This window comes from Streptomyces sannanensis (genome assembly GCF_039536205.1).
GTDB lineage: Bacteria > Actinomycetota > Actinomycetes > Streptomycetales > Streptomycetaceae > Streptomyces > Streptomyces sannanensis.
Genome location: NZ_BAAAYL010000001.1, coordinates 6,554,797 through 6,566,311 on the forward strand (window position 1 = coordinate 6,554,797; position 11,515 = coordinate 6,566,311).

12 protein-coding genes and 1 pseudogene are annotated in these 11,515 nt (G+C 71.0%); 11 read left to right on the forward strand and 2 right to left on the reverse strand.

Features of this window, described 5'->3' with window-relative positions; genetic code table 11:
* Positions 1 to 95: 95 nt before the first annotated feature.
* From ABD858_RS30640 to ABD858_RS30680, 9 genes are read left to right on the forward strand one after another with little or no spacing between them, the layout of a single operon-like run.
* Positions 96 to 1,142, forward strand: coding sequence for an NADH-quinone oxidoreductase subunit B family protein (locus ABD858_RS30640; RefSeq protein WP_345043634.1), 1,047 nt, complete (start codon positions 96 to 98; stop codon positions 1,140 to 1,142).
* A 22-nt stretch (positions 1,143 to 1,164) separates the two neighbouring features.
* Positions 1,165 to 2,940, forward strand: a complete 1,776-nt coding sequence (locus ABD858_RS30645; RefSeq protein WP_345043636.1) for a nickel-dependent hydrogenase large subunit — start codon at positions 1,165 to 1,167, stop codon at positions 2,938 to 2,940.
* Between the two features lie 9 nt (positions 2,941 to 2,949).
* A complete protein-coding gene (locus ABD858_RS30650; protein WP_345043637.1) occupies positions 2,950 to 3,480 on the forward strand; it encodes a NifU family protein in 531 nt (176 codons plus the stop codon).
* Entirely contained in the window at positions 3,477 to 4,112 is a 636-nt protein-coding gene (locus ABD858_RS30655) for a DUF5947 family protein (RefSeq protein ID WP_345043639.1), read from the forward strand. Before ABD858_RS30650 ends, ABD858_RS30655 begins: the two co-directional genes overlap by 4 nt.
* Complete coding sequence (locus ABD858_RS30660) at positions 4,109 to 4,318, forward strand: hypothetical protein (protein ID WP_345043641.1); 210 nt, start codon at positions 4,109 to 4,111, stop codon at positions 4,316 to 4,318. The genes ABD858_RS30655 and ABD858_RS30660 overlap by 4 nt, the downstream gene beginning before the upstream one ends.
* Positions 4,315 to 4,971, forward strand: a complete 657-nt coding sequence (locus tag ABD858_RS30665) for a DUF6084 family protein (RefSeq protein WP_345043644.1) — start codon at positions 4,315 to 4,317, stop codon at positions 4,969 to 4,971. Before ABD858_RS30660 ends, ABD858_RS30665 begins: the two co-directional genes overlap by 4 nt.
* On the forward strand, positions 4,959 to 5,975 hold the full coding sequence (locus ABD858_RS30670; RefSeq protein ID WP_345043645.1) for a hypothetical protein: 1,017 nt from the start codon (positions 4,959 to 4,961) through the stop codon (positions 5,973 to 5,975). The genes ABD858_RS30665 and ABD858_RS30670 overlap by 13 nt, the downstream gene beginning before the upstream one ends.
* A complete protein-coding gene (locus ABD858_RS30675; RefSeq protein ID WP_345043647.1) occupies positions 5,972 to 6,769 on the forward strand; it encodes a hydrogenase maturation protease in 798 nt (265 codons plus the stop codon). Before ABD858_RS30670 ends, ABD858_RS30675 begins: the two co-directional genes overlap by 4 nt.
* Complete coding sequence (locus tag ABD858_RS30680) at positions 6,766 to 6,897, forward strand: hypothetical protein (protein ID WP_345043650.1); 132 nt, start codon at positions 6,766 to 6,768, stop codon at positions 6,895 to 6,897. The genes ABD858_RS30675 and ABD858_RS30680 overlap by 4 nt, the downstream gene beginning before the upstream one ends.
* Here the strand turns inward: ABD858_RS30680 and ABD858_RS30685 are convergent.
* Both ABD858_RS30685 and ABD858_RS30690 read right to left on the reverse strand, forming a co-directional pair.
* On the reverse strand, positions 6,878 to 8,572 hold the full coding sequence (locus ABD858_RS30685; RefSeq protein ID WP_345043651.1) for a hydrogenase maturation protein: 1,695 nt from the start codon (positions 8,570 to 8,572) through the stop codon (positions 6,878 to 6,880). The two genes, ABD858_RS30680 and ABD858_RS30685, sit on opposite strands and share 20 nt — an antisense overlap.
* A gap of 138 nt (positions 8,573 to 8,710) precedes the next feature.
* Positions 8,711 to 9,178, reverse strand: coding sequence for a Crp/Fnr family transcriptional regulator (locus tag ABD858_RS30690; protein WP_345043653.1), 468 nt, complete (start codon positions 9,176 to 9,178; stop codon positions 8,711 to 8,713).
* A 162-nt stretch (positions 9,179 to 9,340) separates the two neighbouring features.
* Between ABD858_RS30690 and ABD858_RS30695 the strand changes: the two are divergent.
* Positions 9,341 to 11,161: pseudogene (locus ABD858_RS30695) on the forward strand (2'-5' RNA ligase family protein); the annotation flags it as partial.
* Between the two features lie 107 nt (positions 11,162 to 11,268).
* On the forward strand, positions 11,269 to 11,508 hold the full coding sequence (locus ABD858_RS30700; protein WP_345043655.1) for a DUF6296 family protein: 240 nt from the start codon (positions 11,269 to 11,271) through the stop codon (positions 11,506 to 11,508).
* Positions 11,509 to 11,515 lie beyond the last annotated feature (7 nt).

Genomic DNA, 11,515 nt, shown 5'->3' on the forward strand with positions numbered 1-11,515 from the left:
GATCCCGGAAGCGGTGACTGCCAAATACGGATAGAACGGGCAATGATCCCGAGATTCGGTGCGCTCACCGCGAGGCGCTGCGCAGGAGGAACACCATGAGCTTCGAACCGACGACAACGGGCTTCGAGGAGATCCACATCCTCTGGACCTCAGAGGGTATGAGCTGCGACGGCGACTCGGTTTCCGTCACCGCGGCCTCCCTGCCGAGCCTGGAGGACGTGCTTCTCGGTGCGATTCCCGGCCTGCCGAAGGTGCATCTGCACAACAAGGTGCTCGCCTACGAGACCGGTGACGCCTTCATGGAGGCGTTCCACCAGGCGGCTCGTGGAGAGCTGGCGCCGTTCATCTTCGTCGTCGAGGGGTCCGTTCCCAACGAGAACATCAACGGCGACGGCTACTGGACCTCGATGGGCAACGACCCCGAGACGGGTGAGCCGATCACCCTGAACCAGTGGATCGACCGGCTGGCCCCCAGGGCCTGGGCGGTGGTCGCGGCAGGCACCTGCGCCACCTACGGCGGCATCCACGCGATGGCGGGCAACCCGACCGGCTGCATGGGTCTGGCCGACTACCTCGGCTGGGACTTCCGATCCGCCGGGGGCCTGCCGATCGTCAACATTCCCGGCTGTCCGGTACAGCCGGACAACTTCATGGAGACCCTGCTCTGGGTCCTCCACCAGGCCGCGGGGCTGGCTCCGACCATTCCGCTGGACGAGCAGCTGCGCCCCACCTGGCTGTTCGGCAAGACCGTGCACGAGGGCTGCGACCGCGGCTCGTACTACGAGCAGGGCGACTTCGCCAGGGACTACAACTCGCCCAAGTGCCTGGTGAAGGCGGGCTGCTGGGGTCCGGTGGTGAACTGCAACGTCACCAAGCGCGGCTGGATGGACGGCATCGGCGGCTGCCCCAACGTCGGCGGCATCTGCATCGGCTGCACCATGCCGGGCTTCCCCGACAAGTTCATGCCGTTCATGGACGAGCCGCCCGGCGCCGGCCTCTCCTCCGGACTGATGGGCGTGTACGGCCCGTTCATCAGGACCATGCGCTCGATCACCAACCGCAGCGCCAACAAGGAACCCAAGTGGCGCCACAACCGCTCCGAGCTGACCAGCGGCTTCCAGCCGCACTGGCCCGGCCGCTGAATCCCGCCGAGAGGAAAGACTCTTGACCACGACCGAGCCGGGCCGCCAGCTGACCGAGGTGGCCTTCGACCCGATCACCCGAATCGTCGGCAACCTGGGCATCTACACCAAGGTGGACTTCGCCAACAGCGAGGTCGTCGAGTGCCGCTCCACGTCGTCGATCTTCCGTGGCTACAGCGTGTTCATGAAGGGCAAGGACCCTCGTGACGCGCACTTCATCACCAGCCGGATCTGCGGCATCTGCGGCGACAACCACGCGACCTGTTCGGTGTACGCCCAGAACATGGCCTACGGCGTCAAGCCGCCGCCCCTCGCCGAATGGATCATCAATCTCGGCGAAGCCGCGGAGTACATCTTCGACCACACGATCTTCCAGGACAATCTGGTCTTCGTCGACTACTGCGAACGCATGGTCAAGGAGACCAACCCCAGCGTCCTGGACCGCGCCGAGCGGACCGAGGCCCAGCGCGGTCAGGTGCACGGCTACAAGACCGTCGCCGACATCATGCGGGCCTTCAACCCGTTCGAAGGGGAGATGTACAAGGCCGCGCTGCAGATGAGCCGGCTGACCCGGGAGATGTGCTGCCTGATGGAGGGCCGGCACGTCCATCCGTCCACGCTCTACCCCGGCGGTGTGGGCACGGTGGCGACCCCTCAGCTGTTCACCGACTACCTGGTGCGGCTGATGCGCTGCATCGACTTCATCAAGAAGGTCGTCGCCATGAACGACGACGTCTTCGACTTCTTCTACGAGGCGCTGCCCGGCTACGAGGAGGTCGGTCGCCGTCGCACCATGCTGGCCTGCTGGGGCGCCTTCCAGGACCCGGAGGTCGTCGACTACGACTACCGGAACATGAACGCCTGGGGGAACGCCATGTTCGTCACCCCCGGCATCATCGTCGACAACCAGCTGCTCACCACCGATCTCGTCGACATCAACCTCGGTATGCGCATTCTGCTCGGCAGCTCCTACTACAAGGACTGGGTCAACGAGCAGACCTTCGTCACCCACGACCCGCTCGGCAACCCGGTCGACCAGCGCCACCCCTGGAACCAGACCACCCTTCCCGCACCCCAGAAGCGCGATCTGGACGGCGGCAAGTACAGCTGGGTGGTCAGCCCCCGCTGGTACGACAAGCGGAGCGGCGACCATCTCGCGCTGGACACCGGCGGCGGGCCGATCGCCCGCCTCTGGGCCACCGCGTTGGCCGGCAAGGTGCGTACGCCCTATGTCAGCTCCACCGGGAGTTCTGTCCGGATCGACCTGCCCAGGACCCCGGAGACACCCGAGGCCAACCTGGAATGGAGCCCGCCGCCGTTCCCCAACACCATCGAACGCAACCGGGCCCGGATGTACTTCGTCGCCTACGCCGCCGGCATGGCCCTGTACTTCTGTGAACAGGCACTGGCCGAGGTGCGCTCCGGACACACCAAGGTCTTCGAGGACTTCGAGGTGCCCGACGAGGCGATCGGCGTCGGCTTCCACGAAGCCGTCCGCGGAGTCCTCTCCCACCATGTGGTCATCAAGGACCGCAAGATCGCCAACTACCAGCCCTATCCGCCGACCCCCTGGAACGCGAGCCCACGCGACTCCTACGGCACCCCGGGACCGTACGAGGACGCCGTCCAGGGAAGCCCGATCTTCGAGGAGAACGGGCCGGACGACTTCAAGGGCATCGACATCATGCGCACCGTGCGCAGCTTCGACCCCTGCCTGCCGTGCGGCGTGCACATGTATCTCGGCGGCGGACGCACCCTGAAACAGTTCCACTCGCCGACCTTCGGCTCGGTCGGGTAGGGGGCGGCGATGCCCTGGAGCGACGAGGACGCCCGAGAGCAGGTGGCCAGGGTCGAGGCCCTGCTCGGCTCCCTGGAACACCTCCCCGACGACGCCGCCCGCACCCGCGCCACCGAGAGCGTACGGGCGCTGGTCGATCTCTACGGGGACTGCCTGGCCAGGATCATGGGCCGGGCCGACGCCGGCCTCCGTGCGGCGCTGGCCGAGGACGAACTGGTCTGCCAGCTGCTGCTGGTGCACGACCTCCACCCGCTGCCGGCCGAGGAACGCGTCCGCCGGGCCCTCGACGAGGCGCGGCCGGTGCTGCACGAGCAGGGCGGTGACGCCGAGTTCCTCGGCGTCGACCAGGCAGTGGCCCGCGTCCGGCTGAGCACCACCGGCCAGGGCTGCGGCTCCACGGCGGCGGCGCTCGCGGCGGCCGTCAGGGACGTCGTGAGCCGTGCCGCCCCCGAGCTGGACGGTGTGGAGACCGAACAGGACAGGCGGACGCTGATCCCGGTCACGGACGTCCTGCTGAGGCGCCCGGCGGTGGCCGGATGAGCGCCTTCACGGCGTCGCGTCTGCGGCAGCTGGTCCGGGCCCGCCCCGCGGCAGCGCCACCGGGCAGACCCGGACCGGCGGGGGAGCGCTGCGAACTGTGCAGCGAACCGCTGCCGGAGTCCCACCGCCATCTGCTCGACATCCCCGCCGACGAGATCCGCTGCGCCTGCCGGGCCTGCTCCCTGCTCTTCGACCGGCAGGCCGCGGGCGGCGGCCACTACCGGCTGCTGCCGGACCGCCGTATGCGGCTGGACGGCCTCCACCTCGACGACCTCGTCTGGGCCGCCCTCGGCATCCCGGTCGACCTGGCCTTCTTCGTGCGCGGCAGCGCCGACGGGAAGGTGCTGGCCCGCTACCCGAGCCCCCTCGGCACCCTGCGGGCCGACATCGACCGGCGCGCCTGGGCGTCCGTCGAGCGGGACAACCCCGCACTGGCCACCATGGAAGAGGACGTCGAGGCCCTGCTCGTCGACCGTACCGGCGGCGCCTTGCGCTCCTGGCTGCTGCCGCTGGACGACTGCTACCGGCTCTCGGCCGTGGTCCGCACCCACTGGCAGGGCCTGAGCGGAGGGGACGAGGTCCGCCGGCGCATCGAGGACTTCTTCACCCAACTGCCCGAGGAGAAGAAATGAGCACCATCAGAGTCGGCAAACCCAACGTCGCCGTCGACCGGGCCGCACACACCCGGGGGGTGCGCGAGGGCAATCACGAGGGCAACTACGCGTGCCAGCCAGGTCACCGCAAGGACGGCAGCTCCACCGCGCGCCGGTCCACCGGCATCAACTCGAGGAAGCGCGACCCGCTGCTGCCCGAAATGCCGAACCTGTCGCCGGCATGACCGTCCCGGAGCTGGCCTTCACCGTCACCGCTGTCCGCCCCGCCCGGCTGACGGCCGTGCCCACCCTCGAATTCGGGCTCGCCGTCACCCGGGAGGGCGGCGGCCCCGTGCGCTCCGTCCTGCTGACCACCCTCATCCGGATCGCACCGGCCCGGCGCCGCTACGACCACGTCCACCGGCTGCGGCTGGCCGAGCTCTTCGGCACCCCCGACCGCTGGGCCGAGACCCTGCGTCCGCTCGTCTGGACCCGGCTCACCACCGTCGTTCCGCCCTTCGACGACCGTACGGAGGTCACGCTCGCGGTGCCGTGCACCACCGACATCCAGCTGGCCGTGGCCAAGTACTTCCGTGCCGTGGACCACGGCGAGGTGCCGCTCGACTTCCTGTTCAGCGGCACCGTCTTCCACAGCGCCCCGGGCAGCGGACTGAACACCGCCCAGATCTCCTGGGATTCACATACGGACTTCGACCTCCCCGCCGCCCTCTGGCGGGAGGCGACCGGCCGCACCGGCTGGATCCCGCTGTCGGCGGACAGCTACGACCGCCTCGACGACTTCCGCGCCCGGCACACCCTGAGCAGCTGGGACGAGACCGCCAACGCCCTGCTGGACAGGGCCGGAGCCGACATCACAGGAGCGCCATGGACGCCGTAGAGCAGATTGCCCGCACCTGTCTCTACGAGGGGTACCTGCTCTGGCCCTACCGCCGGTCCGCCCTCAAGAACACCTGTCGCTGGACCTTCGGGGCTCTCCATCCGCACACCGTCGCCCCGGTGCTCGGCGAGCCCGCACACCTGCGGACCGAGTGCCTCCTGCGCGCCGACACGGGCACCGACCTGTCCGTGCGGGTGAGATTCCTGCACCTCGTCGACCGCAAGGTCCTGCGGGACGGGCACGCCGTCGATTCGCTGACCGTGGACGGCCGCTGTCATCTCGCATGGCAGGAGGCCACCGAACGGGACCTCCGGCTGCCGCCCACCACGGTCGGAGCACTGCTCGACGCACCCCTCGAGGTACCGCTGTTGGTGCCGGGCGGCACCCATCGCGAGGAACTGGCCGACCGTCAGGGACAGTCGGCGGGCGAGCTGCTGCGTACCTGGGAGCCGCTGACCGGAACGACGGAGCTGGCCGCCTCCCGCGTGGACGCCGGCACGGTGCGGATCAGCGTACGCATCACCAACACCACGGACTGCCCCCGGCCTGACCCGGAGAACCGGCAGGCCCGGGAACTCGCCGTCCGCCACGCCCTGCTCTCCACCCACACCGTGCTGCGCAGCGAGCGAGGCACGTTCGTGTCGCTGGCCGACCCTCCCGAGGAGCTCCGCGACGCGGCCCGTTCCTGCGACAACCAGGGCTGCTGGCCCGCGCTCGTCGGTGAAGGAGACGAACGGGGCCACACCGTGCTCTCCTCGCCGATCACGCTCCCGGACTACCCGCAGGTCGCCCCGGAGAGCCCGGGCGACCTATTCGACGGCACCGAGATCGACCAGCTGCTCATCCTGAGCGTGCTCAGCATGAGCGAGCAGGAACGCGAGGAGATGGCCGCCACCGACCCGCGGGCCCGGGACATCCTGGAACGCTGCGCAGCGCTCGGCGAACGCGAACTGGGCGCGCTCCACGGAGCCATCCGCTCCTTCCGGCCCTTGGAGGACGCATGACCGAGCAGCTCTCCGGAACGACCCGGACCGTGTCCGTGGGCGGAGTCCTGCTGGGGCGCGGAAGCCGTGTCACGGTACGTCCCCGGCAGAGTGCCGACATCCTGGACCTGGCCCTCGACGGGCGGACCGCCCAGGTCACGTCGGTGGAGGAGGACTACGACGGCCGTGTGCTCGTGGCCGTCGCCCTCGAGGGCGACCCGGGCAGGGAACTCGGCACCGGCGCCCAGATCGGCCACCGTTTCTACTTCACTCCCGAGGAGCTGGAGCCCCTCGCGGCCTCGGCCGCCACGGCCCGGCCGAAAGTGCTCGTCGCCGGTATCGGCAATGTCTTCCTCGGCGACGACGCCTTCGGCCCGGAAGTCGCCGCTGCCTTGCTGCGCAGGCCCCAGCCCGACGAGGTGCATGTGACCGACTTCGGGATCCGCGGGATGGACCTGGCCTATGCGCTCACCGACGGCTACGACGCCGCCGTGCTGATCGACGCCGCACCGCGCGGCGGGGCGCCCGGCACGCTGTACGTCATCGAACCGGACGTCCCGGACGATGCCGCCCCCGAGGCCCATGGCATGGACCCGGTCCGGGTGCTTGCCCTCGCCCGCCGCCTCGGCGGCGAGCCGCCGCGCACCCTGGTCATCGGCTGCGAACCCGGAGCCGTACCCACCGGCGACAGCCCCGATCTGACCGCGGGCCTCAGCGAGTCCGTCCGGCCGGCGGTCGACAGTGCCGTGGCGCTGGTCGAGGAGACCGTGGCGGAACTGATCGACGAACTCCGTCAGAAGGAGAACACGCCATGAACAACGGCATCTACATCCCCGCGAGCACCGTGCGTTTCGCCGTCGGCGTCATCTCCGCGGCCGCGGTCACGGCCCTGATCAGTCAGCTCCCCGCCATTCGGCGCTATTTCAGGCTCGCGAGGATGTGAGGTCCGGGCCGCCGGAGGCGAGAAGGTGGCCCGGGGTCCCGGTCGGCTCGACCTTGCGTACGAACGCCGATCGCAGCGCATGGTACGGCTCGTCGGGATCGAAGAAATTCCGCCGCATCCGGGCGAGTTCCCGTTCTCGATGGGCGACGAGTTGTACGGCCGCCGACGCCGCCTTCTTGTCCGCGATCCGTGATGCCAGTGCGGGCAGTGCCGCGAGCCGGGCGGCCAGCCGGAGGATCTCACCGGCGAACTCGGACGGCCCGGCCGGTACGACCCTGTCGATCAGCCCCATCCGCTCGGCGGCGGCGGCGCTCACCGGCAGGGCCCTTTCCAGCAGTCGAGCCGCCTGCCGTGCGCCGACCCGCCGGGGCAGCGAGTACGTCCAGAACTCCGACCCGTACAGCCCCATCAGCCGGTAGTGCGGATTGAGCACCACGCCCTCTCTGCACCACACCTCGTCCGCCGCCAGGGCCAGCATCACCCCGCCCGCGGACGCGTTGCCGCCGAGTGCGGAGACGGTGATCCGGTCGGTGGTGCGGAGCACCGCCTCCACCAGGTCGTCCATGGCGTTGATGTTCGCCCAGGACTCGGCGGCCGGGTCCGCGGCGGCCTCGATCACGTTCAGATGGATGCCGTTGGAGAAGAAGTCCCGCGTGCCTCCCAGCACCAGGACACCGGTGGGACGTGAGCAGGCGAACCGGTACGCCGACAACAGGCGCCGGCAATGATCCGTGCTCATCGCACCGCCCGGGAAGGAGAACTGGAGCAGGCCGACCGAGCCCTCCTCCCGGTACCGGACGTCGCTCCAGGTACGCCGCCCGTCCGGCAGCCGCAGGGGAACCGGCACCTCGGGCACATCGGGGAGGCGGCTCCCGAGCGCCTGCACGGCCGGCAGCTTGAAGGTCGCGGGGCCGCCCGGTCGACGCCGCGGCCGCAGCTCCGGAATCCACACGGCACCGTCGACCGTGCCGCGGCAGACGGCCCCCGTCCTCGTCGCCACCAGCTCGCCGGGCAGCCCGCGCAGATCGTCCTCCGGGTGACCGCCGTGCAGGAACCACTCGCCGCCGAGAAGGTCGTCGAGCACGCCCGGCTGCGAATCGGCCGCACGCAGCTTGCACAGCACCGTGGAGGTGTCGTCCGCAGCCCAGTCGATCCGCCGCTCCGGCTGCGCCAGATAGGGCCGGCTCCGCCCCGACGACTGCGGACGCGGGACGAAGGAGCCGGACGCGAAGCGTTCAACGGCCAGCAGTACGGCGGTCAGGGCGGCATCCGACACCTCGCTGCGGTAGACGTCGCTCTTCCCGGCCGGTGGCAGCACGCACTCCGCGAAGGCCCAGACATCGCCGGCGTCCATCACTCCTGATGCCTGAAGTACCGTCACTCCCCAGCGCTGCTCGCCGTCGGTGATGGCCCGGTCGAGCGAGGACGGGCCGCGGTCGCCCACCGGGCCCGGATGCACGATCAGGCAGGTGTGGGCCGACCACACCTCCTCGGGGATCGCCGTCCTCAGCATCGGCGCGATCACCAGATCCGGCCTGTGGCGGTAGACCGCCTGTCCGAACGAGCCCTCCTCCAGCGCCAGTTCGACCGCCACTCGATGTCCGCGATCGCCGAGCTCCGCGTACACCCGCTGAGTGAGACTGTTGAAGGCACTCGAGATCAGCAGGATGCGCACGGCGACTCCACGGGCTCGGGGTGAACACCAGGCCTTCACGGCCCCTTGAGCCGAGTAGCCTCCCGCGGCTCCTGGCCGGGCCGGAGCCGCCACGGCGGCCGGGTCACCCGAAAGCAGGTCCCGTGCCGGGCGAGCCGGTCATCGGCGCAGACCACTGCTGCCGTGCGGGGCGTAGAGATCCAGCAGCCGGACACGGGCCGCCTGCAGCCGGTGGGCGAGGATCCGCCCCACCCACTGCCCGACCGCCGAGCCGAATGCCGGGTCCGCGTCCATCATCATCCGCACCGTCTGTGCTTCGAACTCATAGGCCCGGACCGGTGTCATCGCCTCGGCCCCCAGCTGCCACAGGTAGGGCGGGAACAGCCAGGACCAGCCGACGAGCTCGCCGAATCCGAGGCTCTCGATCACCGCGGGACGCCGTCCCGGAAGCGGCATGTCGAGGGTGACGGTGCCTGTACGCACGATCCAGAAGCGGTCGGCGGGTCGGCCTTCCTCGAAGATCCGCGTTCCTTCTTCGAAATTGACCTCGCGGGCGATCGCCATCAACCGACTGCGGTACTCGGTCGACAGCACGGCCGCCATACGGGTGGGGGAGTGGGTGGTCATCGCTGGGCCTCCGTTTCGAGTGTCCGCGACTTCCTCACCGCTGTCGATCCGGGCCGCCCGCAACAGCAGGAGCACGGTCCGGACGAGACTGGGGGTGTGGACCGGAGCGGCGATTCAGGGACCGGCCGCGCGAGGAACAGGCGTCGGCTCGAGCTCCCTGGTGTCTTCGACATTCCGCCGACGGCCCGGACCGCGGTGGCGTGGATCCCGCCCCGGGAGCTGTGGCCGCCGATCCAGGAGATCCGGCGCGAGCACGATCCGCAGATCCGTCGCTGGCCGCCGCATGTCAATGTGCTGTTCGGTTTCGTGCCCGAGTCGGACTTCGAGCGGGCGGCCCCGCTGCTCGCCGCCGCGGCGGCCTCGACGGCCCCCTTCACCGCCCGGCTGGGCGGGGTGCGCAGTTTCAGGCACCGGAACTACGCGACCGTGTGGCTCGACCCTGCGGCGGCCGACGAGGCGCCGTGGGCGGGGCTGTATCACACGCTGGAGGAGTGCTTCCCGCGCTGCCGGGGGCGGCATCAGCTCTTCACCCCGCACCTGTCCCTGGGGCGGACACAGGATCCGCACGGGCTCGCCGCCGAGTGTGCGGCCCGGCTGGGCGGTATGTCGGCGCGGGTCGGGGAGCTGGTGCTGCTGTCCCGCCGGGGCGAGGAGCCCATGCGGGCGCGGGCGACGGTGGCGCTGGGCACGGGTGAGGTGCGGTGGCTGCCCGAGACGGGCGCGGCATCCTGGCCGGCCGCGGGCGACGTGGAGGACGTGGCACAGGACGCGGGGCCGGGGCAGACTGCGCGCGCCTGGGAATCGGACCGCGTGGGCGGGGCTCCCTGGCCGGCCGCGAGCGCGGTGGAGGGCGTGGCGCGGGAGGCGTGGGCGCGGCAGGTGGCGCAGCGGGTGTCGGAGGCGTTGGGCGACGGGGTGGTGTATGTCGTCGGGTCGCGGCGGATGGGCTGTGCGCCGGCCGGGGCGGATTTGGACCTGGTGGCCGCGCTGCCGGGGGCGGTGGACATGGTGGAGGTCCGGGCGCGGGTGGTGGCGGCGGTGCCGGAGGCCGTGGCGGTGCGGGAGGTGGTGGGCGCGCGGGTGCCGGGGTTGCGGCTGCGGGTCGACGGTCTGGACGTCGATGTGGTCGTGGTCGCCACGGGTGCGATCGCTCCCGCGGAGGCGGTGGCCCGCCGGAGCGAGCTGGGCGGGGCCGCGGCGGTCGCGTTGAGCGCGGTCAGTGACGCGGACGCGGTGCTCGCGGCGGCCGGCGGGCGTACTGCCGCGTTCGTCCGGCTGGCCCGGGAGGTGAAGGCCTGGGCGAGGGCGCGCGGGCTGGACGCGGCCCCGTTCGGCGGGCTGCCGGGCCTGGCCTGGTCCGTACTGGCCGCGCGTACGGTGCGTGAAGCGGGCGATGGGCCGGACGACGACCTGCTGCGGCTCTTCTTCGGCACCTGGGCCGCCTGGGACTGGCGAGAACCGGTCGGCGGGCCGGAAGGGGCCGTGCCGGTGTCGTCGCCGGTGACGGTCATGACCCCGTCGGCGCCGGTGCGTTCCTGCACCGAACAGGTCGGTCCCGGCGGCCGGGACCTGCTGGTTCAGGAGCTGTACCGGGCCTGGGAGATCGTGGAGGCCGCGGCGGAGAGCGGTACCGATCCCCGGCCCGAACTGCCGGCGCCCCCGCCGATGCACCGCCGGCACGCGGCCTGGGCCGTGGTGACCGTACGCCCGGACCGGGCCGAGGACTTCGAGGTCGCCCTGGACCGTTTCCGGGAGCGGCTGCCGGTTCTGCTCGCCGCACTGGAGAACGCCGGGGCGACCGACGCGCACGCCTGGCCCCGCCCGTTCGGGCCCGGCCCGGACACGGCGCGGTACGCGATCGGCCTCGGCCGGAGCCCACCGGACGCGGACCGACTGGCAGACATCGCCGGCCGGTGGGCCGAGAGCCTTTCCGGGGTGGATGTCGACTGGGCGGAGGGCGGAGCCGTGCCGACGCTGTACTGACCGGCGCGGGCGTTGAGCTGCGAAAAGCGCGAGATGTTACAGAATGGACAGTCGGTGCTGTGCGCCGGACGCGGCGCGCGGCTTCGCGGCAGAGGAGGTGGTCGTCAGTGGGTCGGGCCGACGCATATGAACTGGTGTTCACCGATGCAGTCCAGGAAGCACCGGGGACCGAGGACATCGTGGTGGTGCACCGCACCGACCGCAGCGGACCGGGGGGGCACCCGATTTACGCCGATGACACCGGCATCGTGCAGGCGGAGATCAGCGACCGCGGCGAAGTGCGGATGATCGCCAGCAGCGGCCACCAGCAGCCCTCCACGGTCGTGCAGGCCCGGCCCTTGGCGTAGGGGGCCC

What these genes read in the sequence shown, in the direction of transcription:
- ABD858_RS30640 (WP_345043634.1), top strand. Translation starts at nt 96, where the DNA reads ATGAGCTTCGAACCGACGACAACGGGCTTCGAGGAGATCCACATCCTC.
- ABD858_RS30650 (WP_345043637.1), top strand. Translation starts at nt 2,950, where the DNA reads ATGCCCTGGAGCGACGAGGACGCCCGAGAGCAGGTGGCCAGGGTCGAG.
- ABD858_RS30655 (WP_345043639.1), top strand. Translation starts at nt 3,477, where the DNA reads ATGAGCGCCTTCACGGCGTCGCGTCTGCGGCAGCTGGTCCGGGCCCGC.
- ABD858_RS30660 (WP_345043641.1), top strand. Translation starts at nt 4,109, where the DNA reads ATGAGCACCATCAGAGTCGGCAAACCCAACGTCGCCGTCGACCGGGCC.
- ABD858_RS30665 (WP_345043644.1), top strand. Translation starts at nt 4,315, where the DNA reads ATGACCGTCCCGGAGCTGGCCTTCACCGTCACCGCTGTCCGCCCCGCC.
- ABD858_RS30670 (WP_345043645.1), top strand. Translation starts at nt 4,959, where the DNA reads ATGGACGCCGTAGAGCAGATTGCCCGCACCTGTCTCTACGAGGGGTAC.
- ABD858_RS30675 (WP_345043647.1), top strand. Translation starts at nt 5,972, where the DNA reads ATGACCGAGCAGCTCTCCGGAACGACCCGGACCGTGTCCGTGGGCGGA.
- ABD858_RS30680 (WP_345043650.1), top strand. Translation starts at nt 6,766, where the DNA reads ATGAACAACGGCATCTACATCCCCGCGAGCACCGTGCGTTTCGCCGTC.
- ABD858_RS30690 (WP_345043653.1), bottom strand. Translation starts at nt 9,178, where the DNA reads ATGACCACCCACTCCCCCACCCGTATGGCGGCCGTGCTGTCGACCGAG.